The sequence below is a fragment of the Paenibacillus tyrphae genome (assembly GCF_000722545.1).
GTDB classification, from domain to species: Bacteria; Bacillota; Bacilli; order Paenibacillales; family NBRC-103111; genus Paenibacillus_G; species Paenibacillus_G tyrfis.
On sequence record NZ_JNVM01000002.1, the window covers coordinates 40,678 to 66,567 of the forward strand.

A 25,890-nucleotide genomic window follows, 5' to 3' on the forward strand; every position below is an offset into this window, starting at 1 on the left:
ATTCACCGGTGGCAGCATCGGGTTAAATCGCTAAATTGAAATCGAAGCGTTTCGTAATTCGGCTCTTCCATACTTTCATCGCTGACGAATAATCGTTCAAGATGCGGATGCCTTCCTCCGGACCGAAATATTCGATAACAATTTCGGGGGTATGCATCCACAGATCCATGTCGCCGAGCGTCTCCATCGGAATGGTCAGCGACAGCACGTCATCACCACCTACGAAGGTCCGGTAAAACGTCATCCGATGCCCCAGGCCTTTGGCATGGTTATGGTGAGCTACCAAAATTTTGGTGATATTTTCTTCAAATTGCGATGTTTTGCTCGGAATAATATAGAAATCCAAGTGATACAAAAATTGTTCCATGGTGAACAGCTCCTTTATAAGGGATCAAATTGTTGGTCTTGCTTTTTCGATGAGCTACTCGACGAATTCGCAGCCGGAATTGTCGCAGCTGGGCACGAAAGTCATCAAATTCGATTTGTAGTCCTCCACGCCGGACAAAAGCGAGTCGCGAATCGTCTTGGCTTCTTCGCTCCCGAATACGTTCAAGATGTCTCCCAGTCCCTGCCAATGATCCATTGCATTGAATTTTCTCATCGGCACAAACAGATGGACTTTACGGGAATCCGTCCCCTCCTCGGCATAGGCAACCCATTTTAACCCTTGACCGTGCTGATTGTGGGCTTGGATGGCCTTGGAGATCAGCTCTTGATACTCGGCCGTGCCGGCTTTCTCGTTCAGTTGGACGACAGCGTAATAAATATATTCCAATGGCGTTTCTTCTTTCTGGGAAGAAGGATTGCTGGCCGACGGCAAATATTTCAGAAGCTTGCGCTCGTCCGAAATTAACGTAGAGCGGAACGCCTCGATCGTCTGCTTGCCTTCCTCTTCCCCTAATGCCTCACACAAAATTTGCTCGTCAGAAAGGGCCTTTTCGCGTTCGTCGGCTTCATTCATCGGGTACATGAGCCAGACGACGCCTGCGCCGATCCAGCTTCCGTAGCAGGAATAGATGCTCCCCTTTTGGTGTCCCTTGTGAGCGTTGGCGATTTTCACCAGACAATCGTGGAATAGAATGCCCGGCCCCACTTCATGATCCAGGTTGATTTGATACAGATAAGGCGAAGGCTCGGTTCCATTAGGAGACATATACGGGAACCCCCATTTTAACTCTAAACTTGGAATAATTTGCGCCATGACCATGACTCCTCTCATTGGTTTCATAATAGATGGATTAGGTAGACCGGTTATGTAAAAACGAGGTGTACGGATGGAAGGGGCTTTGGATAACAAGCCAATCATGCAATCTATTCAACTTCAACGCTCCTGCATATAGGAAAAAGCCGATGATGTCAACAGGTTTATCAGGTTTGGAGCGTATAAATAATTGGCAGCATATGTCGGTTGAAACAAGGCCTTACGGCCCAGATCGAATTGCGGATGGAAAACACGCAAAGCAGCTGCGGCATAGAAAACCTTGATTGATTTAGGAACACGACGATTTATTTCCAGTGTCGAATAACCGCAGAACTCGGCGATCCGGCCAGCTCAAAGCTCTTGTGGAAGCGCTTCCGATATCGGGTTTGCATGCAGCCAGCCGATTTCTTGCAGCAGCTTCTTTTGGTTGATACCGTCCTTCGTATCTGACGGCTCTCATCCGGCATACCAGATCGGTTCTCCCATGCGCCTGGGCCCAAGCTACTTTAATCGCATAATGACGAACAGTAGCCGTTTTTAGAGAATATCATACATGATTGGAAATTTATAGAGGTTTATTTTGTCGAATATTATAACATAGTTGCTGATTTATGCGAATTATGTCCCGCCGATTCGCGATCATTCATTAGCTTCGATTCCGTGCGAAAACCAAGAGCAAGTCCCTTTTCGGCCGCTGCTTCACTTACATTTTTTACTTTTCTTCACTTCAATTCCATCATACCCCACCCTTTCGAAAAAGCGTATCAACCGAAAGGTGGATGGGCAAGGTTGATTTTTTAGACAACCGTCTGTCGAATGCTGTGGATTGACTCATCCTTTGATAGATTTAACGCCGCTTTCGAATAGGAGTAATGTCCTGATGATTCAAATATGATCTCATTAAACACGGCGGATGTCCTAGTTCTTTTCCTGCTATTGTCGATTCTGAATGTAGGCGCCGATTATCCGAAGAGCAACCTTACATACAGGCAAATATGAGATGCTTTCTTTCGAATCAAAATACAAACGACCCATAAGATGGTCGCTTTTGTCAAAGTGTCCATCTTATGGGTCGCAGATCACCGGCCCCTTTAAAGGACTGGTTCATTGACTGAATATGACTTCAGAAGGTCAAGGATGAATGCCTCGATTGGTAATCCTGAGGCAGATTTGGCTGAATTTATTTTCATGGTAAGTTATGCGATTAGGGCAACCTATCTGATTTTCGCACGATCATTCTCAGCCAAGGCTGTTTATCTTCTCAAGCGGGTGGCTTGATGGCTATGATACGCAATCGGCGGGTGTCGATCATCCATTGACCTCCCCTGTCAAAGTGTGGCTTAACCCTTGCCTCAATGGCGCTGTAGATCGACGCTTTGTCTGCTGGGCTGACGTCCGGGAAGAAATAATCGGCGAACTTGTCCAGCCAGTTCCGGAGCCCTGTCTCTCCTTTGAGCGGACTTGGGCTGTCGAAATGCTGAGCCCACTTGACCCGGAAGCCGGTCTGCTCTAGCAGGCTGGCGTATTCGCCAATGGTGGGAAAATACCACGGATTCCGCCCTGCCCACGTATAACCATGCGTCTCCAGCTCCTGCTCCATGGCGGCGGTCAGCACGGCGACATTGCCGCTGCCGGCGAATTCGGCAACGAATCGGCCGCCATCCCGAAGCGCCAGCCAGATGGAGCTGGCAACGGCGGAAGCATCCTTGATCCAATGCAAAGCTGCATTGGAGAACACAGCGTCAAAGCGGACATCTATCCGGTAATGACAAGCGTTTTCCACCTGAAAATTCAGTTCAGGGTGTTTCTGTCTGGCCTGCCTAACCATCTCCTCCGACAGGTCGATGCCTGTGGGGATCGCTCCAGCGGCTGCGATCTCGGCCGTCAAGTTCCCATTCCCGCAGCCCACGTCCAAGATTCGCTCCCCCGACCGGGGCTGCAGCAAGGTCAAGAGCCCGACTCCCGGCTTGTCGGCAAAAGCTTGTTTATCATCATATACTTTCGAGTTCCAGTGACGGTCGCTTTCGAACTTCATCATCTCCACTCCATTCGTAGACTTAATGTGTCTATGATAACTACAATACCGAGACCTGTCAAGAAGCTTTTCGATGACGCCGCTTGACAACGTTTCGAATATCAATGTGAGGCATCCTGCACGCTTTGTCGGCAATGGGATACGCTTGTTGCCATTCGATCATGACAACAACCGCATCTCATAAAACAAAAAAAAGCCGCGATTTTACGCGGCAATAAATGAGATAAGCACTCTTAAACGTCTATTTTTGTCTCCAAAAATTCAAGATACTTTGGGTCGTCTTCCATAAAAATGGAAATACCTGCACCCATGTAAGCCCGAGTTAGCTCGTCTGTCGCCTTCTCTAGGTTGTCCTGTTCATAATACAACTGCCCTAGCCGAAGATGAATATAGGGATTGCCCAACCCCTTCGGACACTGTACCGCATTAAAAAAGCACTTGAATGCTTTATCGTAATTATTCATTCGAAAATGAACATCCCCAATAGCCACGTATAACCACGTAGCGGCCTCCCATTCTCGATGATTTTCCGGCAATAAGCGGAGAGCCGTAACATACTTATGCTTGCCCGCCTCAAGATCGCCCGCCTTCACCAAATCATCGCCTTGTTTAGACAGAGCAGTAATTTCGGAATAGGTGGAATCTGAAAGTTGCACTGCTATCGCTCCTTTCCTATTTGATTCGATCCATGTTAAAAACTTTGCTCGTTGCCCTTTAACGAATGATCGTTTCTTGACTTTCATCAAAAATGATTGCGTTTGGTATCTCCAATAAATAGTCTATCGCCCAAATGATATGATCCGTGAAATCTCGTCTCTCATCAGACGAGAATACAAAGCGAATGCGCTCTGTGCAATCTTTGATTTCAGGCGGGCAATCTTCGACGACGCTTGCAACATAATTTGCATCTGCTTCTACATTGCGGCCCGTTTCAAAGTGTGCCGTAAAATTCCATCCTGGCCAATTAAGAATCGCATATTTTTGTTTCGTGAACGGATTCGTTGATGTTCCTATTTTCAGACCATTCTTTGTTTCAAAATCAAAATAGGTGCCTAACTCTGAGGCGAGACGTTCATAAGAGTATGGATTTGACGACTTCTTAAGGTAGGCATGGATTACGAACATGTTCCGGTTCTCCTAGACAATACGATCATGTCTTCAACTCCTTTGGATTTATACGATCTTATCAATCGTATCGGATATTCCCGACATACGGACGCCCCGGAATCAGACCTCTTCGGCGCCGGAAAGATCGTCGAATCCAACAATGCGTGCATCGTGGAAATTCACCAGCACACCGTAAGGCTCACAGATATCCAGACTCCCCTCGGCGAACAAGATGGACCAGTCCAAGCCGCCCCAGAACGTGAACTCCGGATTGGCAATCAACGGCGCCTTGCCCTCCCCTTCGGGATCGAGGCCCAGCTCGGAGATCAAGAAGTCCCTCGCCACATCGGTATAGGCCTCCACCCCTGCGATCCTCACGCGAATGAACTCGAAATCGACTTCTTCCAGGCGACCGCGAGCGGGCAACTTGATGGAGAAGAACACTGGATGTCCTGAAACTACATATCGACCCTGGGCGAACACTTCGCCGTCATCGCTCTCGTTGATGCGCAGATCACCGATAGGCGAACTCCAAACCTCTTCCGTCATTTCCCGTAACCCCCACAGTTGAATACCTTGCTGCACGCCGCGTAGTTAACAGAACATGCAGTCGTCACAAGGTTGACTTTATACCGTCCTGATATTCTATGGTTTGTTTCACAATCCATATATCCTACTATAAGTCCTAGACAAACTAAATACGACAATTTACTTATTTTTCCCACAAAAAGATCCTCTAATCCATACTTTAGTATCTATGAGGGCAAGTCATATTGCGGATATAATGCACGTGAATGAGAGCGAAATAGTTCAATTCGGCCAGTATTTTGCAGGCTGTAACCTACGGAGGAGGGAAACATGGATGCGAATCGAAGGTCTGCCGTCATTGTCGGCGTATTATTTTTAATTGCAACGGCTTCGTATATTTCAGGAAATGCAATGATTGAATCTATCATGAGCGCTCCGGATTATCTCAAAGATGTTTATTCAAAGAAGGATCAAGTCATATTGGGAGTCTTGCTTGAGCTCATAAATTCCGTCGCTGTTGTCGGAATCGCAATCGTATTGTTCCCCATCTTAAAGAAGCATAATGAAAAAATCGCCTTAGGCTACATTGGTTTTCGGGTGATTGAGGCTATGCTCCTTATCGTTGGGACAATCGGCCCGCTAGTACTGATCAGAGTAAGTCAAGAATATATCCAGGCCGGAGCCCCTGCTCATTCCTCTTTTCACACCGTAGGAGCGTTAGCAGCAGAAGGGAGCTTTTTGGTCTTTCAGCTTGCCATGATTGTACTTGGCCTGTACAGCCTTTTGTTCTGTACTTTGTTGTATCGGACAAAACTCATTCCGCGATTCCTATCCGTCTTGGGCCTCATTGGATATGCATCGTTGTCAGCCAGCGCCATCGCAGAGCTAATGGGTCATAATGGAATGGTTCTGTATGCTCCCGGAGCCCTTTTCGAGATCATGATGCCGCTGTGGCTGATCGTCAAAGGATTCGACGCATCCAGAATATGAACTTGAATAAAGGTAAAAATTAAAAAATCACCAAATCCACAAAGGAGATTGGTGATTTTTCATCATTCGCTGAGATTTTACAGGTGGGACCCGCCGCTCACATCGAGCAATTGACCGGTCACCCATCGGCTGTCCGACGAAGCGAGAAAAGCGGCAACATCCGCCACATCCTCGGTTTCTCCCCATCGGTTGAAGGTCGAAAGACCCGCCGCATATTGTTGCCCTTCAGGATTCTGCAGCGTCCCGGCATTCATCTCCGTGTTAATGATTCCGGGCTGAATGGCGTTAACCGTAATATTACGGCTTCCAAGCTGTTTGGCCAGAAGGCGAGTAAAGGTGTCGATGGCTCCTTTTGACATGCTGTAGGTGAACACGCTTGGGGAGGCTACGCGCGTCACAAAAGATGAAATATTAATAATGCTTCCTCCGTCTTTCAGACGCGGCAAAGCTTGCTGGGTGACGAAAAGCGGCGCTTTGACATTGATTTTCATCACCTCGTCAAAGGATTGCTCCGTTGTCTCCTCCAGGCTGATAATTTGCCCGATTCCGGCATTGTTAACAAGAATATCGAATTCGCTGCCGCCCGTATGCTTCTTAAGGGCATCATCAAGAGCCGCGAATAAATCATGTACGCCATCGAGCGTGTTCAGGTCCGCGCCAATCGCGCAAGCGCGCCCTCCGCTTTGTTCGATCTGCTGTACGACGGCCTCCGCTTCACTTCGTCTTTTTCCATAGTGCACAGCGACAAAAGCTCCCTCTTGTGCCAGACGCAATGCGATGCTGCGGCCAATTCCCCTGCTCGCCCCGGTTACTAGAGCGACTTTGCCTTCCAACTTATTCATGTCTTCATCTCCTTGTCCGAATTCAAATATAGTTATATCACAACACATCATTTGAAATGTTGCTCTTCAATTCGGTTCCAAGGGGAAGGCTTTTTAGTCTATGACAGCCGGGATAATCCATTCCTTAATCAGTGTCCATCGATCACGGGGATGAATGAGGAATTCCGATGCGATGGCTACGACCAAGTCTTTTTCCGGAATGCAGCAGATGACATTGCCGCCATCGCCTAGCGCTAAGTATGCAGAAGCTCCGTCCTCTTCGCGTAACCACCATAAATAACCGTAGTGATTGGGGTTCATCGCGGTTGATTCGTCAATCCACGCCTCAGAAACAATCGGATGATTGTCCCAATGGCCGCGGTTCAGATATAGAAAACCGAAACGCGCCATATCGCGGGGAGTTAATGTAAGTCCCCATCCTCCTGTGGAATTGCCGTTCGGGTCGTTAACCCACCCTTTCACATTTTTCCCGAATAAATCCTCAAACCCGAATGATTTCATTTCGTAATCCGGGATTTCTTGCATGCCGATCGGTTTAAATAACCGTTCATTGGCAAACGCGCGGGCACTTGTTCCCGTGCTGCGAGTGAGGATGGCTGACAGCAGGTGCGCCCCTGCGGTGGAATATTTAAAAGCTCCAATACTTCCTTGTTGGCCCAGCATATCCAGCGTATACTTTACCCAGTCGGGCTGCATGCACATCTTGTCCAGCGGTTCGTGCCAGTCCTCAAATGGGTAGGGAGCCGTCATCGTGAGAAGATGGCGTATGGTAATTTCGCGCTTTTGCCGATCGGCAGCATCGGGAGCATATTCGGGGAAAAAATCCAGCACCTTCTGGTCTACACTCTTAATATATCCCGCATCGATGGCAATACCTATAAGGGCAGATAGTATACTTTTCGTTACAGACGCCACATGGTGCAGATCGTCTGGGCCACAGCCATTATGGTAGCTTTCATAAGCGATGTATCCATTCCTCACAACAACAATGCCGTTGATATTGCTGTACTCGGACTTTATCATGGGTTCAAGCGCTGAAAGCTTTTCAGAGTCCATACCCAAGGTCGCCGGGTCTGAGACTTGCCATTGTGTCGTTGGCCAGTAGTTTCTTTGCATGATCGGCACCTCTCTATTTTTTCTTTATGGGAAAATATACCTCGGTCACCATATCCTCAGGACCGGCGGCTTGATAGGGGTCGGTTACATAGACTTCATATGGGGATTTCACCAAGGCATACCCTTCGTTTTCCACCCATTCCCTGAGCTTGGCGTACAGCGATGTCAATTCCGGATAGGAACCCTTTAACACAGACTTCGCGCAGAGGCCGCCGGGGAAATCTCTCGTTCCTTTTACAGGCTCCTTGATCGGAATGGCAAACTCGGTATCGTTGCCGGCAGGATTGTATTCTGGGCTGTGATAAATCGTCATTGGCGTACCGAGCAAGGTGAGTTTTTCCGCAGCAATCTTTTCATAGAGTTTGCCAAAATATTTCCCATATCCTGCCGCATAGTCATCGCGACTCAACATCTGACGCGTATAAAGAATATTCATTGGCTCGGTTTCCACAAGCTGTACTTCGATCCTGTCAAGGTATGACATCATGGGGATGCCCTTCTCTAAGTTTAAAAGGTCATTGCTCATTTGGTTTAGGGTGTATTCCATAGCATGCAGCCTTTCCTGAATTTCCCTTCTCTTGCGATGAAGGGCAGAACCAAGCTTCTCCTCGGATTGGTCCTCTTCCAATTCCAGAATGGCTTTGATTTCTTCCAGAGAAAAATGATAAGATTTCAGGCGGTTGATAAAAAGCATCTTTTTTAGCTGCCCGATGGAATAATATCGATAGCCGTTTTCAGGATTAATCTCGTCGGGATGAATTAATCCGATTTCCTCATAGTACCGAAGCGTTTTGGTAGATACTTCGCATATTTTCGAGAATTCTCCAATCGATAGCAAGAGGTCACCTCCATTCTTCCTATTTTGATACGGACTTGATTCCACTTCACTGTACAGCTTACCCTAAGGGCAAAGTCAACCGCAAAAAGCAAGCTTGTGGTAAGCTCCGACACATCGGCAATCCCGAAAATCATGAAAAATAAAACGACCGCTTCCCGGTGGAATACCGATAAACGGTCGTGACATTAATGAGTTCGTTCTTCAAAAGATAAGGACATGTGTCTGACTTCGGGTTTACCCCATCGCTTCCAGACTTTCCGGAATTATCTGCCCGCCATCGACGACGATCGTTTGGCCTGTAATAAAGCCAGCCTCCTTCGAAGCCAAAAAGACAGCGGCGTAAGCGATATCTTCGACACTTCCGAGCCGCTTGAGCGGAATGGACGCCGTCATCGCCTGCAAATATTGGTCTCCGAGCCCTTCCAGCCCTTCCGTCATGATGTTGCCGGGCATAACGGCGTTAATCGTAATGTTGTAACGCGCGAGCTCAAGTGCCGCACTGCGCATGAAACCAAGCTGCGCGGCTTTGCTTGCACCGTAGTGCGACCATCCGGCATAGCCGGTGACCGGCCCCGTAATCGAAGAGGTAACGATGATCCGGCCGTATTCCGCTTTCTTCAGGAAGGGCAAGCAGGCCTGAAGGGAAAACAGCGTCCCGCGTGCATTCGTGTTCATCACTTGATCCCACTGCTCGCCGGTCATCTCCTCAATCGGCGCATTCGGAAAAATCCCCGCATTGGCGCACAGCACGTCAATCCCACCGAACACACTGGCCGTCTCGTCGGCCACGCGCTTCATCGACTCCAAATCGGCGACATTGCCTTCAAAGGCATGAGCAACGCCTCCGCTCTTCCGGATTTCCTCCACCGTTTCCTCCGCTGTCGTCAGGCTGCGTGCGACGACGGCGACCTTCGCTCCCTTTGCGGCGAAGGTTCTGGCAATTCCTTTGCCGATTCCTTTGCTGGCTCCGGTCACGACGACCGTCTTATCCTTCAGTGGTGTCAGCATGCAATAACACTCCTGTTCTCTTGAAGTATGGACTGCTATTTTTTCCATTACTTGGTTCCCATATGATCGTACTACAAATCCAAATGCGGAGGCAATAGATGGAATCACTCTGACTGGACAGTAACTTTATTTCGTAACACAAAAAGACCGCAAATTACGCGGTCTTTGATGAGATCCTGTTCTTACACTGAAAAGAAATGCATACCAAGCTTTTATTCTTCCGGCAGCTCCACATTGTGATAAACCTGCTGAACATCCTCCAGATCCTCGAGAGCATCGACCAATTTCTCGAACTGCACCAGAGCGTCTCCCGAAAGAGTCACATAATTTTGCGCCAGCATCGTCTGTTCTGCCACGATAAATTCCGTAATGCCCGCCTGCTTGAACGCGGATTGGACGGCATGAAACTGATCCGGCTCGGCATAGACGATAACCGAATCCTCTTCCTCTGCAATATCCCGAACGTCTACATCTGCCTCCATCAACAGCTCCAGAACTTCGTCGGATGTCTTCCCCTCGACCCCAAAGACGGCCGTCGGACTGAACATATAAGTTACAGAACCGCTGACTCCCATGCTTCCGCCGCTTTTATTGAAAGCCGAACGCACGTCCGCGGCAGTACGGTTTACGTTATTGGTGAGCGTATCGACGATGACCATGGCGCCGCTCGGACCGAATCCTTCATAGCGAAGTTCCGTATAGCTCTCTTCCGAGTTTCCTTTCGCCTTCTCAATCGCACGGTCGATGATCGCTTTCGGTACGTTGTATGTTTTGGCTCGTTCGAGCACGAATTTTAAAGCTTGATTGGATTCCGGATCAGGTTCACCCTTCTTCGCCGCGACATAAATCTCAACTCCAAACTTCGCATAGACCCGGCTCGTGCTGGCGTCCTTCGATGCTTTTTTCTCTTTAATATTATTCCACTTACGTCCCATACTGGTACCCGCTTTCTCTTTCTTATTTTTTTATCCTCACCCTATTATATTGAATAAAGCGGTATTTGGACAAGTTTAGCGCATCTTGGAATTGAAAAAAAGCCGCAATATGCGACTTTTTTTATAAGATTTAGATCCCTGCCCAGACATCTTTGGCATAGCTGCCATTTGACTGAAGATGCTCCAACCATTTTTCCGCTTCTTGTTGTTCAACCCCATGGACGGCCTGGTAAGCTTTCTGCAGCTCGCTTTCGACATCGGGTGCCATTTTACTGCCATCTCCACACACGTAAAGCCGTCCTCCAGCGTCAAGAATGCGGATTAGCTCCGCTGCATTGTTCGCCATCAAATGCTGTACGTAAGTTTTAGGCACGTCTTCCTTACGGGAAAACGCCGTATGAAGCGTAACCACGCCGTCTCTTTCGTATTGATCAAGCTCTTCGCGGTAAATATAATCCGCTTCGTTCCTGCAGCCGAAATAAAGATGGGCTTCGCCCAGCGATTGTCCTTCCCGCTTTAGCTGCGCTCGAGCCTGCAGGAATCCACGGAATGGCGCTACCCCCGTCCCCGGCCCTACCATAATCACGGGAGTCTGTGGATCTTCCGGGAGCTGGAAGCCGGATTCCGGCGTGCGGACGAACATGACGATGTCGTCTCCCGACTTGCGATCTGCCAAGTAATTCGAAGCGACTCCGACATATTCCCCTTGCCCGCTCCAAGCCGGACTGCGGACGATGCCTACCGTAATGCTGGCCCGGTCTGCGTTCATCCGGGGAGAACTGGATATCGAATAATATCTGGGTTTGAGCGGAGGCAACAGCTCCAAAAGCTTCTCAAACGGAATTTCGCAGGCTTCGTATTTTTCAACAAGATCAAGCATCGTGATCCGTTTCTTCAAGATCTGCTCTTCGTAGGTCCCCTCCTCTAACAAAGCTTCCAATTCGCGCTTATGCGGAGGACAAACTGTAAAAGCGGCGACCTCGCGGATCTGGGCTCGCGTTGCCGCCTCCTGCAGCTCCACATTATGGCTAAGCAGGTCCAAAAGCGATACAGGCCGGTCTAAAGGCAGATGGGAGGCGCTAACTCCGCTTGCCGTCAAAATCACTTGATCTTTCTCACTCAAACCGAACCGTCGCAGAATGCGGCCGACATTCTCTATTCTGTTGCTTGGAAAGACGCCAAGGTGATCGCCCTCTTGATACGTAACTTCCTCCGGCAATTCGATCTCGATATGCCGCGTGCTGCGTCCGCTGTCAGGCTGCTGGAGCTCGCGGTTTTCCACGATTGTCGCGTGAACCGCATCGTACGATTGAGCGAGAGGCGTCTCGGCAAAGCCGCTGACAAACTGAATGTTCAGGGTGCTCCGTTCTTTTTCCGCATTTTCGTTCAGTTTTAAATCGAACGTCTTCATCGCATCGGTCCACATTTGACTTTTCCATGCTTCAAACTGCTTTTCGAAGTCGCCGCTCGCATCAGCCTCTCCGCGAAGGGAGAACCTTGTCGCTCCTTTTTCAGCGAGCTGTTCATCGATGAATCTCGGCACATCCTGATACGTCGAGGCCCAGTTATGGTCCCCGCAGCCAAATACGGAATAGTGCACTCCGTTAAGCTCGCCCGCTTCCACCTGTTCCAGCCATTGAACGAACTGTCGCGCATTGCCCGGCGGTTTGCCGTTATAAGAAGAGGTGACGATGATTAAAGCGCCTTCCTTCGGCAAATGGCCCAACCGATCGTTCAGTGCCGCGGCTTCACTTCGGATGCCGTGCAGACGGGCGAGGTCCGCCAGTTCTTTGGCTATACGTTCTGCTGTTCCCATATTGGAGCCGTAAAGCACAAGCAGCGGTCTGTTGTTCACTCCGATGACGGAAGCTTGCTGCGCTTGTTTTTCAGGGCTTGGAGCCTGAGCAAGGACTTCTCCCGGTTTGTCGGGATATGCAGCGGTTACTTTCTTATCTCGCAATTGAACACGGATCTTGAAATCGTCCGGCTTCAGCGTCAGCGTTTGTTTGACTTTCAACTGGTAGTTCAAAGGATCGAGCAATTGAAATTGCTGAAGGATCATCCCGAGCACCAAAGTCGCTTCGTGAAGCGCAAACTGCATGCCGATACAGGCTCGTTGCCCATTCCCGAACGGTTTATAGGCATGGTTCGGTATTTTGGCAGGGTCTTCAAACCGTTCCGGCCGAAATTGCTCCGCATCGTCCCCCCATACCCCTTTATCCCGGTGAAGCTTGGGCAACACAATGGAAACGGCTTCGCCTTTCTTAATCGGATACTTTCCTCCAATGACGGTGTCTTCCTTGGCGAACAGGCTAAATTGGGGAGCGGTCGGCCATAGACGCAAAGACTCATTTAAAATCATTCGGATATATTTCAGCTTCAGAACTTGTTCGTACGTTGGCGTTGTGCCTGTAAGCACTTCATCCACTTCGGCGTAAGCCTTTTTTAATACTTCCGGATGTTTTAATAAAAAGTAAATCGTAAATGACAGTAGTCCGCTAGTGGTTTCATGACCGGCAATCAGGAACGTGATAATTTGGTATCGAATATTTTGATCGTCCAGTTGTTGACCGGTCTCGGGATCTTTGGCGGTCAGCATTCTAGCGAGCAAATCGGTTTCTCCCTGGTCCCCTTTTGCTTTGCGTTCGGCGATGATTTTATCGACCAAGGAGAACATCGATTGAATATCGCTCTCGTACTGGCGTTTAGTTTTGACCATCATCATGTTTTGAATCGGCAGCCTGTTTCCGTAATGCATCGCTTCATCCAAGGAGCGAACCATACTGACAATAAAAGGATTTGGCGTTTCTCTGTAGTAGCTGTTGAAACGATAGTTAAATCCGCACAAGCCAATGGTATCCAGGGTCAGCCGTGTCATATCGTCCGGAACGTCGATGCTTTCATCCGGATTAAGGCGCGCCCATTTTTGGACAAGCTGCACAGCGATATCCACCATCATATCATGATACCCCTTCATGGCTTGAAGGCTAAAGGAAGGCATCAGAATCGCATGCGCCTTTTTCCAATTCGGCTCTTCCGTCAGACTGGTGAAGAGTCCGTCTCCGGCAAAATCGCGTACTTTCAGCAAGTGCCCTATCGCTTTGTCAAAACGCGATTCATCGCATACATCGGCCACCAAGTCGGGTCCGGATATGATATAAACGGATCTTCCCAATGCCTCGAAGCGGAATATAGGACCGTACTCGTCAGCAAGTTTACAGAACGATAAAGTAGGCGAATCCTTATCTATTAACGGAATATTCCCTAGAACGCCATAGGTTTTGGGCTGGGGGATCGGTATCAGATTTTCCATAAAGAAACCTCCCTCTTTTAGAGTTAACCGGTACGCTGCAATCTCTTACTAACCTAATATTCCCCAACATCGGCAACAAAAATTACCTTAACCTTCGAAAACTTATTCGAAAGTATGGGTTTATTTTAACCGCAGCGATCCATAATATCCAATATATAATTGAACATCAATTGATTACATTGAAATAATGAATGGGGTAAGGCAATGGAACTGCAGCAGCTTCGCTATTTTCAAACCGTAGCTCGTTTGGAGCACATGACACAGGCAGCCGAGGAATTAAACATTACTCAACCGGCGCTGAGCAGAACGATCTCCCGATTGGAAGAGGACATCGGCGTTCCCCTATTTGAAAGAAAAGGACGTCATATTCGGCTTAATCCCTATGGCGAGATTTTTCTTGCCCACTTGGAGCGGTCGTTTCTGGAGCTGGATCAAGCCAAGAAGAAAATCAATGACATGGCCCGGATCGAAAATCTTTCGGTCTCCATCGCTACCACAAACGTTAGTTTATTTCCAAGTCTGGTATCGGCTTTTCTGCGTCAATACCCGGATATCCGAATACGTCAGTATTTGCGAAGCGATATCAATATGTACCAACTTCTGGAAAAAGGCGAGATCGACATGTGCATTACTTCCGAGCCGATAGAAGGCCCTGATATCCAATGGGACCCTTTATTTTCGGAAGAGTTATTATTGCTGGTGCCAAGAGAAGAACGCTTTGTGCAGCGTCAAGAAACACGGCTGATCGAAGTCGCCGGCGAAAGATTTATTAGCAGCAACATGAGCTACGATTCGTCGAATTGGCTTGAAAAGCTTTGTCAGCAAGCCGGTTTTGCTCCCAAAATTTCGTTCGAGGGAAACGATTCCGTTGTCATCGGAGAAATGGTGAGTCTCGGTCTAGGCATCTCGTTTATCCCTAAGCCTCTTTGGGAAAAGTTCTCTGAACTATTAAAGGATCGGCTTCATGTTCTGACCATGACCGAGCCCCACTGCACCATGACTACCGGGATATCGAGAATCATGGGCCGTTATCTGCCCACAGCCGCGCATACCTTCTATAGCTTCGCGATTCAGCGAACTTGGGATGAAAAAAATGGACATCCCGTCTTTTGAAACGGATGTCCATAGAGGATGTGAGATAATCGCTTATCTGCGTCCCCGAAAGGTGCGGCGCAAGTCTTCAACCCACCGGTCCGGAATTTCCCAGGGGATGAAGTGACCGCCGCGGTCGTGAACGGCGATATTGACATGGTTGTACCAGGAGGCGCGGTCGCTGTCCAGAAAGTGCCGAACCCGCTTTTCGGTCGAAATGCCTGGCGGATTCTCATAGCCTACGAAAGTGATGCCGGTAGGCGCTTCTATAACCGGCCATCGGTCATGAGACGGTGTCCACGGGTAACGGTTGGCGTTCGCGTAGACGCGTATGGATGTTTTGATGGCGTTGTTCACCCAGAAAATCGTCGCGCGTGTAAGTAAATCGTCCTTCGAAAAAACATGCTCGACGTTTCCGTCATTGTCGCTCCATTTTGCCCACCGTTCCAGAATCCATGCAAGCATGCCTGCTGGCGAGTCGCTCAGCCCGTAAGCGAGCGTACTCGGATCGAGCACGTGTACGGCGAGATGCGACGCGAATCGACGGTCAAACTTCAGGATCTCGCTACGTATGCTTTTTCGCAGATGAATCTTGCTATTCATGATAATCATCCATACGGCTCATGAAGTGCAAACGTACAATAGGGTAACGTTTAATCCGTTACACACATGTATTCGGAGCCGTCCTCCAACAAGTTCTCGTATCGGAGAGTGATCTGGATGAAAATCGATATTGGCTGCGGCCTGAACAAGCATCCGGGCTTTTGGGGAATCGATAACAGAGTTCTTCCCGGAGTCGATATGGTGTGCGATTTGAATGGCCCCCTTCCCCTCCCCGATAATTGTGTCGAATTCGTCATGGCCAGCCGCTCCCTCCCCTATGTTCATAACTTTGAAGCCCTCATGGCAGAGTTATACCGATTGTGTATTCATAGAGCCATAGTCTGTATTTTGGCTCCTTACGCTCATAGCTTTGCTCATGTATCCAATCCATCGCTCAAGCACAAATTTGACGAGTATACGCCTCGCTATCTTACCGCTTCCTTCTTTCAGCCTTCCCAGGGAGCTGTTTGTCCTGAGCTGTACGCTTATTGGCCGGAAACGCCTCCGCCCTACGACTTTCGTCTGCTGCGCATGGAGCTGTTTTATCAGGTGCCTTTTGTCCCACCGCTCTATGAGTTTGAGGAGTTGGAAGTCTTGAAAACGCTGCAAGCCAATGTCGTGCAGGAGATCATGTACCATTTCGTTGTCATTAAGGAGCCTGTATCGAACGATGAGCTGGAGCAGATGAGCCGTGGAGTCCTTCCCGAGCCGAATCATGCGGCGGATTTGCGCCGTGAGTACCATAATTTTTGAAATTGTTAACGGTACGCCTTCCTCTATGCTTTTCCAAAAACAACAAAACCTCCCGTCACGCTTTCGTCAAGCGGGATGGGAGGTTATTGGCCGTTTCGGCAACGATATACGAAAAATTAGGATTGCTGGAATGAAAAAAACAGCAAACCTGCAGATGTGAGATTGAGTTGGTTTCGCAGGCAGTCGCCTATACCGCCAATTTGATTCTAGGTATCCATCGAAATATGATCCCACGCTTCATCGCGGTGACCTATGATCCAGAACAATCCCCGGCGTCTTTCTAAGACGATGCTTTCATTCATGCCGGCCGGAGCTTCTTCCCCTTTGATTCGGCTGTTGACGCACGCCCAGTGAAGCCGATAAATTTTGTCAGCCTCATCCATAATCTCTTCCTCGCTGCGCATCGCGGTTTTGAGAACGAATTGTTCGAACGTTTCGCAGTTGGAAACGACCTTAATCGCATAGTCACAGTCGCATACTTGATCGGGAAAATCAAGCGTCTCCACAAGACCCAGTGCCCAAATCAACGCCCAGTACGCTTCATATTGCCAGGAAATATTAATCGCCTCTTCCCTAGCCGGCTCATCATCCTGCAATAGCTCTTTTTCGTTCTCCGAGAGATACTTTTCCACGCCAAATTTTTGCAGCATGCCGGTGAAAAAATCTCTCGACCCCTGAATATCTTCGCCCTGCGCCACGTCGCAAGCGTATTGGATGACGATTAATAAGGAGACCGCTCTTCTTGCGATGTCTTCTTTCGTTTTAAACTGGCATTGTTTCAAGCGCGGAAGCTGCGGCAGTCCGTGAATAAACGGAATCCCTCTTTCACTTAAATAGGCGATGGTCTTGCTTTTTCGTTGTTCGCCTTCCTCGGATGTGATTTCAGGACCGAGTACCTTTCTGGTGCAGGCGTGAGGCCTGAAGTTGGACGGGCCCGATGTCCCGTCGGGATACACAATAACCTCTCCCGCTTGATCAAGCAGAATTCCGTTCGGCAAAAAGCCGATTCCTCCGATTCGCGACAGCAGCCCCGTAAATAATTGCAGTTGCCCGTCGGTAATGTCTTTTTCCGTTTCGATGGCAAACATCGTATTTAAGACGGATATTTGCGTCATGACCAATCCTTTGAGGTTCTCGTCTTCAAACGGAATGCGATCGTAGAACCCCATCATCCCGGGAATATTGTTAGCGAAATAATCGGGATTCGTATCCTCGGACGCGACTCTTATCGTTATTTTATGTTTGCTGAATAGCGTTTTGGACTTCAGAAAATAATCATTGTCGTCTCTCTTAATTTCGTAGCCTTTTGCAAATACGTCCGATATCGTAGTTTCGATATCATTGATGTCGTTCCTCGATGCGAATATCGTGAAGTGTTTCAAGGTGTGCTCCTCCTCAGATCCATCTTTTGCCTATGTTTGAATTTACTCTATAAGAGCATCGAGTTCAATAGATAGTAAAGATTATTTTAGTTTAAACACTTGACCTTAGGTCTGACCTAAGGTGTATCGTTAAGTTATTCCAAGCCTCATTCCTAGGAGTGAACTCATGAAAAGTGAAATTACGATAAGTGAATTAGCCAAGCTTATGAACGTGTCTGTTCATCAAATTCGATATTTTGAAGAAAAAGGAGTCCTTCAACCTGCTTACACGGATCATAATCAGTACAGAATGTACAGCATGGATCAAGTTTATCAGCTAGCCCATATTCTGTTGCTTCGCAAGCTGAGAGTGCCTGTTCAGTCCATAAAAGATTGTATGACTTCCTATTCCGCGGATCGATATCGCCAGCTTCTTCAGCATTCCCTGCGGGAAATCGATGCGGAGCTGCAGCGGCTCCAAGAGCTTCAGCAGTTTATCAAAAAAGTTTTGCGTGAACAACAAAGCTCCAGCTCGCAGCCCAATCCATACCAAATCAAGCGGCGAGATGCCACTTATCTAGCGCGTTGGATTGAAATGGATTCGCACACGAAGCTTAATGCCGCACGTTTGGCGGAACAGACGAAGCGCGTTCCGAACTTGTTCGAATCGGACATTCATTATGTATACGACGGTTCGAGCACCGTTGCCTTATACCTGGAAACGCAGGCGCCGGGCGATTTGTCTTTACCCGGTGGCGATTACCTTTCCATACAGAGCCTTGTGAATGAAGATGAAGATCTTGAACCGTTGATTGAACAGTTTTACGACTATGCCGCTGCGCAATCTCATGTCATCACAGGTCCTCTGATTCTCATTGAAAAATCTTATTTATCCCTATTTAGCGAAAACAAGCTGCACTACGAACTGCAGGCCTTAATCGAACCGACTGCAAAATCCGAAAGGAGAGATGGAACATGACGGCAGCACCTATAACGCTTGAACCTATGCAGGCCAAGTATAATCCACAGGTCGGCCGATTGCTTGTTCTCGGGTTTGGCGGAAAATTTCAAAACCTGACGAATATGAATGATGGCGAGCTCGCTCTTTTTTTCGAAAAGCTTCTTGACCATTTTCCCCCCGACCCGGTAAGTCAACGAATGGTCGCCACGCAGGATGGAGAAGTGATCGGAACCATATCCGTCAAATGGAAATCCGAATCTGCGATGAAGCAAAAGCAAAAGCTTCCTTCGTGGAAGAACTTCAATCGGTTTGGAACATGGAATCTGCTTAAAATGCGGTTCGGTTTATATTTCTTCGACCATAAACCAGAAGCAGGAGAATGTTACATTTCGGAAGTTGTTGTCCATCCGGACCATCAAGGCAAAGGAGTTGGAAAGCTGCTATTGCAATGGGGTCAATATTTTGCGGAAACGAAGCAAAGCCTCGATAGGCTGAGTTTGTACGTCTCAGGTAAAAACCCGCGGGCGAAGCATCTATACGAGCAGTTATCCTTCCATACTCATTCACAAACGAAAAGTTTAGTATGGCACCTTTTATTCAAAGAGATGAAATGGGAGTATATGATAATGAGGTTTTCAAAGGAGAAATTATGAAAAAGAAAATAATCATTTCAATGATGATCATCATGCTGCTAGTCGGCGGCACAGGGCTTTTTATTTTCGAACAAAACCGTTTCAACATAGTTGAGCAGGCTATTGAGATCCCTACACCCGAAGGCAAATTGACAGGCACATTCGTACTGCCCAAAAACTACAAGGACAAGCTCGGACTCGTCTTGTTTATTCATGGTGACGGACCCATTGACGCTTCCCATGACGATGGTTATAAGCCGCTGTGGGAGCGGTTAGCTTCCCTTGGCTACGCCTCTTTGTCCCTCAACAAAAGAGGCATTGGGGGCTCCGAAGGCAATTGGTTGGATCAGAGTATCGATGATCGTGTAGAAGAGGCGCGTCAGGCCATGGCATGGGCAAAAAAACAGCCGATGATTGACGAGAAACAGATTGGGGTTTGGGGAGCGAGCCAGGCGGGATGGGTCATTCCCAAGCTTGCCAAGAAGGAGCCGATCGCATTCAGTCTTCTTGTATCGCCTGCGATTAACTGGGTGAGCCAAGGGCAATATAATGTCCGTAAAAGGATGGAAAAAGATGGTCGTACCGAAACGGAGATTCAGGACAAAGCGGCGTATGATCAGCAAGTGCTACAGCTTTTAGAAAAACATGCTTCCTATGAAGAGTATCTAAACATCGCTCGCAAAAATAGTTTAATGTCGAAAGAACGATGGTCCTTTGTCGGCAAAAACTTCTTGTCCGATGCAACCGATGATCTGCGTCACTTTCATTCACCTGTCCTCCTGCTTCTAGGCGAAGAAGATATACATGTCGATGTGAAGGAAACGGAGCGGGTCTATCGCAATACCGTAAAACCGGAGCTGCTGACTGTTGCGGTCTTCCCAGATACCGAACACTCCATGTTAAGCAAGCAAACGGCTGATTCGGAACTTCGGGCAATAGGGATAAGCCTCTTCGCGCCTAGACAAATCACAATACAAGGTTATATGGAACAAATCGAACAATTTTTAAAGAAACTACCTAAACACAAATGATAGCTGGAGCGTTTGCAAAATGAATCGACGTAAAGCGTTAAAGGGAGACGATGTGGTATGAGTCAATCTATGAGTCAAGCCAAAGAGCGGATAACCGCCCTTGATTTTGCAAGAGCCTTGGCGATCTTCGGAATGATTATCGTGAACTATAAGCTTGCCATGCAGGCGGAGAGTGGCGGACCGGCATGGCTGCAATCGATAGCGGGTTTGTTTGAAGGACGAGCATCCGCATTGTTTGTCGTGCTGGCCGGCATCGGGGTGTCATTAATGACCTCGAAAGCGCGAAATTCAATGAACGAGGAGCTCATTCGTCAAAGCCGGAACAGCTTGTACCGGCGAGCCGCTTTCCTGTTTATAGCTGGCGTGCTTTTATTGCTAATGGGCTGGAGCGCCGACATTTTGCATTATTATGCCGTGTTCATGCTTGCCGCTGCGGTCTTGATCACCGTATCCGACAATAAAATACTCGGTCTGTTCTTGATGATTCTGTTCACATCGCAGTTATTTTTAGTCGTATTCGATTACACCCAAGGGTGGGACTCGAGTTTTAAGCAATACACAGGCTTTTGGACGATAGAAGGATTCACTCGCAATCTGTTATTTAACGGATTCCATCCTGTCTTTCCTTGGTTGAGCTTTTTCCTCATCGGCTTGTGGATCGGCAGAAAGCGTTGGCTGAATAAAGAAAACCGCTCGAAGGTACTGCTCTATTCGCTGTCGGGAACGGTTGTTTTTGAAACGATTTCTTTCGTTTTGGTCCAATGGAACACTCCTGCATTTGGTAAAGCGGCCTATTATCTTTTTGGGACTAAACCGATGCCGCCCAACATGCTGTATGTATTATCTGGCATTTGTTCAGCCTTGGCCGTTATTGCGATCAGTGTTTATGTGGTCGAAAAGTTTGAGAATTCCCTTCTGATGCAGGCGGTGATCCATACCGGCCAATTATCGTTATCCCATTATATCGGGCACATTGTAATCGGATTAGGGCTAATTGAGACCGTAGGTTATTTAGAAAATGGCAAACTTTCTATCGCTATGGTATATGGGATCGTTTATTTCATTCTCGCCATCGTTTTTTCGGCGGTGTGGAGAAAATGGATGAAACGAGGTCCGATTGAGCTGATCATGAGAAAATTTTGCTGAGGCGGTCGCAAGGCCAAAAGCGAACGACAACCGAATCTCGTTGCTCGATAATTACCAGATCGTTAGTATGTAATTTCACCGTCGAGACCCTATATCCGTTATCGGAAAGATAGTCTCCAACTTCATGTCCGTGTCTCTGAAATAAGGCCGCAATCGTCCGGGAAGAAACAGGAATTTCCTCAACTCGTTGGAGATTATCCATCTCATAGGATATCTTGGATTCATGTATGCTAAAAGGAATTCGTTCACGGCAAAGATGGGTCACCGGATTAGGCAAAAATTCAAAAATGCATTTCTGGACGATTACTGCTTCTGGCTTTGTTGAATAATGGATTGAAATTCCCTTGAAACTCCCGTCCGGGTTCTCCGGAACGCCTACCCATGGGTTGGAACTTTCTGGATCGAATTTCGATTTTATTTTGAAATAGAGGTGTCTTAATTCAAGGAAGGTTGCACTATCTACAAATAGAGTCGATTCATGCTCTTGATCGGATTCTTGATGGAACCTGACGATCAGAAGATCCAAACTATTGTTCATGAAGAAATCATTTCTTTTGGATTCAATAATTTCTTTAAATCGAAAGAGGTGGCCTCGGATAAGAGTTAAATCATTAGCATAAAGCTCGGCATCTATTTCATCCTTATTTTGAATTCCTAGATAGACAAGCATATGCTTTGGAATGGCAATCTGTCCCTGTGCTGAAACCCGATAAACATCTTGATTGTTGTTTCCGAATAGAAAAGGTTGTTTTGGTCTGAAATTTATCTTAACACGCTTGCCTACACCCGACTCGAACTCCTCATATTCAAGTGTAGTTCCTGGCTTGATACGCATTCTTTCTCTTAAATGAATAGGGATTGTAAATAAAATTGGTGCCATATCCACCATAAAAACACCTTCCGTTCCGGTTTATGGATATAAAAATAGCTGTCGAGACGTTCTCAACAGCTATTTTGAATTAGCGGGCAGTCCAATGCCAAATCAAGGCTTGCTTTTCTACGTTTTTCACAAAATCGTCTTTTCCGTCGCCGTAACGCTCTATGTCATTTGGATATTTTTTGGCTAATTCACTTTTTAATTCGCCATAGTCCTTCGCAATTTCGGGATGATGGCAAAGGTAGTCTCTAAACGATAGATGTCGCTCGATTTCTTGGACATTGTCATACTGAAAAGAGTGAATATGATGTGTTCGGTTGCTTCCCCCTTTACGGAAGTATCTTCTGCCGCAAATACCGAACTCGCCCATCACTTCGTAGCCGAGCTTTTCAAATTGCATGGAATAATTATCCAATTCGTTGATGTCATGAACTACAAGCAGGATATCAATAATGGGTTTCGCTTTCAGACCAGGAACGGAAGTACTGCCAATGTGAAAGCAATTCACTAATTCATCCTGAAGAATTTCTTTAATTTCGCGTTCTTCCTTCAGATACTCTTCTTTCCAATTCGGATTGTGTTCCACAACAGTGATATTCATAGGCTCGCCTCTTTTCGCATTTCGTATATTCACCTTGCAATCCGTTGAGGGCATTACATCAATATACAAAAATTGGGGAACGGTGTCAATTCAAAATCGTATCAATATGCGGAACCAAGGTCGTAAGAACCCATCTGCTTTTTCGGGGATCATTTTGTATGAAACCGCCGAATTCTAACTTATCTTCCGACACGGCCGCAATCGTACCGTTAGGCGCGTTTTCATACATTTCTCGGCCTATGCGCTGCGATGAGGCTCCATTCGGATCAAAATGTCCAGCCTTTTTCCAACGATGGAAAGCGTCCTCTCCCTGCTGCAAATACCCAACAAGATTGTCGGCGACCGTTTTCTTCACCTGGCACTTCTCCCATTTGAGCGTATTCGCCAAATCCGTCAAATCTGACGGATCGGGAGCGTTCTTTGACGTATCGATCCATCTATACTGCTCGTAAGCCTTAAGCTTCAAATCCGAATTGATTTGTTTTTCCTTGTAAAGCTCGAAATGATAAGTCGGATTTCGCTGCTCAAATTCCATCAAGGCGCTTTCCAGGTGTCCACCGCTTACTCCGCTGTTAACAAAGCTTTTCGGATCGGGCGCTTTGACGGAAATCAAGTGCTGAATTAGGTCGGCCGTAATGTCCGTATCCGTTACGCTGCTGTGTTTTTGCTGTATCTTGGGGAAGCCCTTCGGATCGGTAGTATACTTATACAGAAGTGAGGCCGACTCAAGCTCGTCCCGCAGGCGGAGAAGTTTAGATGCCTCCTGCGGCAGCAGACCCGTTACCTTCGTATCCACATAGGTCTTCATCTCGGCAACGTATTTCTCTACATTTGTCGGATCTACGGTCAGCTTCTGCAGTACCGTGCGCAAATCGTATACAGCGTCGTCGAACTCAGTGCCTTTTTCGGTATGCTGTTTGCTCAGATTCGACAGCTTTTTCCCATAGGTCCCAGCCTCTTTCTGGTATTTGCTTACCAGCGCAGGTAGATTTACCGGCTTGTCGTTGCTGAGTTGCAGCTCTGAGCCGAACAGTTGCTTCGCCTCCCCCAGCAAAACCTTCCAATTGGCGGCATTGGTGGAAACAGCCTGATCCAGATCAATCAGGAATTTTTCTTTTTGCTGAGCCTGATCCCTCTTCTTTTCCGTTTCGTTCCAATTCTTATAGGCACCCTCCTTCTGGTTTTGCAGCCCTCTGACACGGTCCGCCATGTCCGCCATATGTTCGAATAATGCCGGGGAAAAGTCGCTGGGGGCCAACAACTTCAGCTGACGGCAGCCAGCCTCCAATTCGATGCAAAAACGACTCACGAAGTCTTCTTTATTGAATATTTGCGCAGCATCAAAGGTAATGCTGATTGATGTATTTGGTGTGACCTGGGTATGATTGGCGGAGGCAATCTCGCAAGTAACCAGATATTTGTTCGTGATTGCGGTATTTTTATTTACTATTTCGAACTCCGCTTTGTTCTTGGTCATTGTTTTCGCCGCTTTTAACTCCCATGGCGTAGCTGCAAGCACGTTATCATTCACAACGGCCTCTTTTGCATACAAAGCTTCAATGGTTTTGGCGGGGCTGGATGGCGTTCTTCCATTTCTACCGACAGGCGCGACAGCAGGTACGTTGTTCAACCGGTGTTTCATGTGCTCGGCTATACTTTCCGCCGCTTCATCCATAGGAGGCAGGTGGGTATCTTCCTTGGGGATGTACGTGGAAATAAACGCCTCCCCCGCTTGATCGACGCGGACAATGGTCACGTGCGAATCAAACGTAAAATGTACGGAATAGCCGTTATTCAACTGATTCCGTTCGATTTTGTCGGCATAGCCTTTCTCAATCGTAAGCCGGGCCCATTTCAAATACGTACCGATGTCCGGATTGGTAAAAGGGTGCTTCTCGGCATGGGACAGCGCGGCTGCCTCGCTCTCGAAGGTTAGCGTACTTGCCGCCGCCTTTAGCTTTTTTTCCGTTTCCCCCTTATCCTCCGGGTCCAGTCCTGGCACGGTCTGTTTGGATTGCGTGTCCTGTAAAGCGCCGGCACGCGATGCATAGTTCTGTTCGACGATACTGTCGGCCAGCTTCCCCTCCGGATTGTTAGCTATGTAGAAGCTGTAATGGTTGGCAAGCAGCCGGGCATCAGTAACATCCGTACGGGCGGCTGCATAATCGAGCGCTTTTATTTTTAAGGTCATCTTTTCTTTGTCGTTAACTATATCGAACAGACGCATCCGGTCCTCCAGCGGGGTGGACGAGCCGGACAGCATGGTGCTAACTTTGGTGCCATTGCTCATTAACGCAAGAAGCTCGTCGACCTCTGTCATCAGATGATGCTGAAACCGCAGTCGCTCTCCGCCGGATTTGACCAGCTCGTGCTGATGGCCGACCTTTGCCCGATCGCCTTCTGCGTCCTTGCTGGAGTCGACAAGCTTTTGCAGCAGCTGCAGGGTGGCATCTTTATGTCCTAACTCCTCAAGCTTCAAATAATGCATGGTTAAGGAGTTGTTCATAACGACCAGATCGTTCTGTGCGGTAAACTGATGATTTCCCGTCGCAAATTTGACGTCCAAGTACGTTTTCCATTCCGAAGCATTATCCGCGCTCATGTTCAGGACAGGATCGGCAAATTTTCGCTGTACGGCAGCACCCGCTGCCGACTTGAACTGACGGACCAGCCGGGTCACGGCCCGGTTCCCCACCTGCTTCTGCATCTGCAGCAGAGCAGCCACTGAAACGGGAACTGCCGGCTGCGAGTGCGTATGCCGTGCCTCCGGACGGGCTGCCCTTGCTGCGCTTGACCCCGCTTGGTTACGTGTAAGCTGCCACATTGTCTTCTCCTCCGGAACGTAGTTATGATCATAATTCGCTGCATTTGAACGAATCCCTTTATTTTCCTAGTAAAGACAAAAAGCAACTATCGCAGG

The 25,890-nt window shown here is 47.9% G+C and carries 25 protein-coding genes; 8 read left to right on the plus strand and 17 right to left on the minus strand.

The window, feature by feature from the left end:
- Positions 1-22: 22 nt before the first annotated feature.
- Entirely contained in the window at positions 23-367 is a 345-nt protein-coding gene (locus ET33_RS00920; RefSeq protein WP_036675280.1) for a hypothetical protein, read from the minus strand.
- A gap of 54 nt (positions 368-421) precedes the next feature.
- A complete protein-coding gene (locus ET33_RS00925) occupies positions 422-1,153 on the minus strand; it encodes a hypothetical protein (RefSeq protein ID WP_235206609.1) in 732 nt (243 codons plus the stop codon).
- Positions 1,154-2,338: 1,185 nt separating this feature from the next.
- Between ET33_RS00925 and ET33_RS38840 the strand changes: the two genes are divergently transcribed.
- Entirely contained in the window at positions 2,339-2,479 is a 141-nt protein-coding gene (locus ET33_RS38840; RefSeq protein ID WP_161783517.1) for a hypothetical protein, read from the plus strand.
- On the opposite strand, the gene ET33_RS00930 is transcribed toward ET33_RS38840, so the two are convergent.
- The 4 genes from ET33_RS00930 to ET33_RS00945 form a co-directional block, all read right to left on the minus strand.
- The gene (locus ET33_RS00930) at positions 2,463-3,239 is read right to left on the minus strand and encodes a methyltransferase domain-containing protein (RefSeq protein WP_036675284.1); all 777 of its coding nucleotides are present in this window, start codon (positions 3,237-3,239) and stop codon (positions 2,463-2,465) included. The genes ET33_RS38840 and ET33_RS00930 overlap by 17 nt on opposite strands.
- Positions 3,240-3,469: 230 nt before the next feature.
- Positions 3,470-3,892 carry a tetratricopeptide repeat protein gene (locus ET33_RS00935; RefSeq protein WP_036675286.1) on the minus strand — a complete coding sequence of 141 codons (423 nt, stop codon included), beginning with the start codon at positions 3,890-3,892 and terminating at the stop codon, positions 3,470-3,472.
- Positions 3,893-3,950: 58 nt separating this feature from the next.
- A complete protein-coding gene (locus tag ET33_RS39140; RefSeq protein WP_036675288.1) occupies positions 3,951-4,361 on the minus strand; it encodes a hypothetical protein in 411 nt (136 codons plus the stop codon).
- Positions 4,362-4,463: 102 nt separating this feature from the next.
- Positions 4,464-4,892: a hypothetical protein gene (locus ET33_RS00945; RefSeq protein ID WP_036675290.1), complete on the minus strand. Its 429-nt coding sequence runs from the start codon at positions 4,890-4,892 to the stop codon at positions 4,464-4,466.
- 309 nt (positions 4,893-5,201) lie between these two features.
- Here ET33_RS00945 and ET33_RS00950 point away from each other — a divergent pair, with 309 nt between their 5' ends.
- Positions 5,202-5,861, plus strand: a complete 660-nt coding sequence (locus ET33_RS00950) for a DUF4386 domain-containing protein (RefSeq protein ID WP_036675293.1) — start codon at positions 5,202-5,204, stop codon at positions 5,859-5,861.
- 77 nt (positions 5,862-5,938) lie between these two features.
- On the opposite strand, the gene ET33_RS00955 is transcribed toward ET33_RS00950, so the two are convergent.
- The 6 genes from ET33_RS00955 to ET33_RS00980 all read right to left on the minus strand — a co-directional run bounded on the left by ET33_RS00955 (position 5,939) and on the right by ET33_RS00980 (position 13,913).
- A complete protein-coding gene (locus tag ET33_RS00955) occupies positions 5,939-6,703 on the minus strand; it encodes an SDR family oxidoreductase (protein WP_036675295.1) in 765 nt (254 codons plus the stop codon).
- Positions 6,704-6,796: 93 nt separating this feature from the next.
- Positions 6,797-7,819 (minus strand): serine hydrolase domain-containing protein, encoded by a 1,023-nt coding sequence (locus ET33_RS00960; RefSeq protein WP_036675298.1) that lies wholly within the window; start codon positions 7,817-7,819, stop codon positions 6,797-6,799.
- Positions 7,820-7,832: 13 nt separating this feature from the next.
- Positions 7,833-8,657 (minus strand): MerR family transcriptional regulator, encoded by an 825-nt coding sequence (locus ET33_RS00965; RefSeq protein WP_036675301.1) that lies wholly within the window; start codon positions 8,655-8,657, stop codon positions 7,833-7,835.
- Between the two features lie 234 nt (positions 8,658-8,891).
- Positions 8,892-9,665 (minus strand): 3-oxoacyl-ACP reductase FabG, encoded by a 774-nt coding sequence (gene fabG, locus ET33_RS00970; protein WP_036675304.1) that lies wholly within the window; start codon positions 9,663-9,665, stop codon positions 8,892-8,894.
- Positions 9,666-9,877: 212 nt separating this feature from the next.
- The gene (locus ET33_RS00975; protein ID WP_036675306.1) at positions 9,878-10,600 is read right to left on the minus strand and encodes a YebC/PmpR family DNA-binding transcriptional regulator; all 723 of its coding nucleotides are present in this window, start codon (positions 10,598-10,600) and stop codon (positions 9,878-9,880) included.
- Between the two features lie 130 nt (positions 10,601-10,730).
- Positions 10,731-13,913 carry a bifunctional cytochrome P450/NADPH--P450 reductase gene (locus ET33_RS00980; RefSeq protein ID WP_036675308.1) on the minus strand — a complete coding sequence of 1,061 codons (3,183 nt, stop codon included), beginning with the start codon at positions 13,911-13,913 and terminating at the stop codon, positions 10,731-10,733.
- Between the two features lie 204 nt (positions 13,914-14,117).
- On the opposite strand from ET33_RS00980, the gene ET33_RS00985 reads away from it, so the two are divergent.
- Positions 14,118-15,026, plus strand: a complete 909-nt coding sequence (locus ET33_RS00985; protein ID WP_051775013.1) for a LysR family transcriptional regulator — start codon at positions 14,118-14,120, stop codon at positions 15,024-15,026.
- Between the two features lie 33 nt (positions 15,027-15,059).
- Here ET33_RS00985 and ET33_RS00990 read toward each other — a convergent pair whose 3' ends face one another.
- Positions 15,060-15,608: a hypothetical protein gene (locus ET33_RS00990; RefSeq protein ID WP_235206611.1), complete on the minus strand. Its 549-nt coding sequence runs from the start codon at positions 15,606-15,608 to the stop codon at positions 15,060-15,062.
- Positions 15,609-15,725: 117 nt separating this feature from the next.
- Here ET33_RS00990 and ET33_RS00995 point away from each other — a divergent pair, with 117 nt between their 5' ends.
- Positions 15,726-16,361 (plus strand): class I SAM-dependent methyltransferase, encoded by a 636-nt coding sequence (locus ET33_RS00995; RefSeq protein WP_036675310.1) that lies wholly within the window; start codon positions 15,726-15,728, stop codon positions 16,359-16,361.
- A gap of 206 nt (positions 16,362-16,567) precedes the next feature.
- Here ET33_RS00995 and ET33_RS01000 read toward each other — a convergent pair whose 3' ends face one another.
- The gene (locus tag ET33_RS01000) at positions 16,568-17,743 is read right to left on the minus strand and encodes a DUF4272 domain-containing protein (RefSeq protein WP_036675312.1); all 1,176 of its coding nucleotides are present in this window, start codon (positions 17,741-17,743) and stop codon (positions 16,568-16,570) included.
- A 166-nt stretch (positions 17,744-17,909) separates the two neighbouring features.
- Between ET33_RS01000 and ET33_RS01005 the strand changes: the two genes are divergently transcribed.
- The 4 genes from ET33_RS01005 to ET33_RS01020 are packed head-to-tail and all read left to right on the plus strand — an operon-like array spanning position 17,910 to position 21,492.
- Positions 17,910-18,701 carry a MerR family transcriptional regulator gene (locus tag ET33_RS01005; protein ID WP_036675315.1) on the plus strand — a complete coding sequence of 264 codons (792 nt, stop codon included), beginning with the start codon at positions 17,910-17,912 and terminating at the stop codon, positions 18,699-18,701.
- A complete protein-coding gene (locus tag ET33_RS01010) occupies positions 18,698-19,336 on the plus strand; it encodes a GNAT family N-acetyltransferase (protein WP_036675318.1) in 639 nt (212 codons plus the stop codon). Before ET33_RS01005 ends, ET33_RS01010 begins: the two co-directional genes overlap by 4 nt.
- Positions 19,333-20,346, plus strand: a complete 1,014-nt coding sequence (locus tag ET33_RS01015) for an alpha/beta hydrolase family protein (protein ID WP_036675320.1) — start codon at positions 19,333-19,335, stop codon at positions 20,344-20,346. Before ET33_RS01010 ends, ET33_RS01015 begins: the two co-directional genes overlap by 4 nt.
- Positions 20,347-20,403: 57 nt before the next feature.
- On the plus strand, positions 20,404-21,492 hold the full coding sequence (locus ET33_RS01020; RefSeq protein WP_081890147.1) for a DUF418 domain-containing protein: 1,089 nt from the start codon (positions 20,404-20,406) through the stop codon (positions 21,490-21,492).
- Here the strand turns inward: ET33_RS01020 and ET33_RS01025 are convergent.
- From ET33_RS01025 to ET33_RS01035, 3 genes are all read right to left on the minus strand, one after another.
- The gene (locus ET33_RS01025; protein ID WP_036675323.1) at positions 21,473-22,381 is read right to left on the minus strand and encodes a hypothetical protein; all 909 of its coding nucleotides are present in this window, start codon (positions 22,379-22,381) and stop codon (positions 21,473-21,475) included. The genes ET33_RS01020 and ET33_RS01025 overlap by 20 nt on opposite strands.
- Before the next feature lie 70 nt (positions 22,382-22,451).
- Positions 22,452-22,970, minus strand: a complete 519-nt coding sequence (locus ET33_RS01030) for a GrpB family protein (RefSeq protein WP_036675326.1) — start codon at positions 22,968-22,970, stop codon at positions 22,452-22,454.
- Between the two features lie 85 nt (positions 22,971-23,055).
- Positions 23,056-25,794, minus strand: coding sequence for a hypothetical protein (locus ET33_RS01035; protein WP_036675329.1), 2,739 nt, complete (start codon positions 25,792-25,794; stop codon positions 23,056-23,058).
- Positions 25,795-25,890 lie beyond the last annotated feature (96 nt).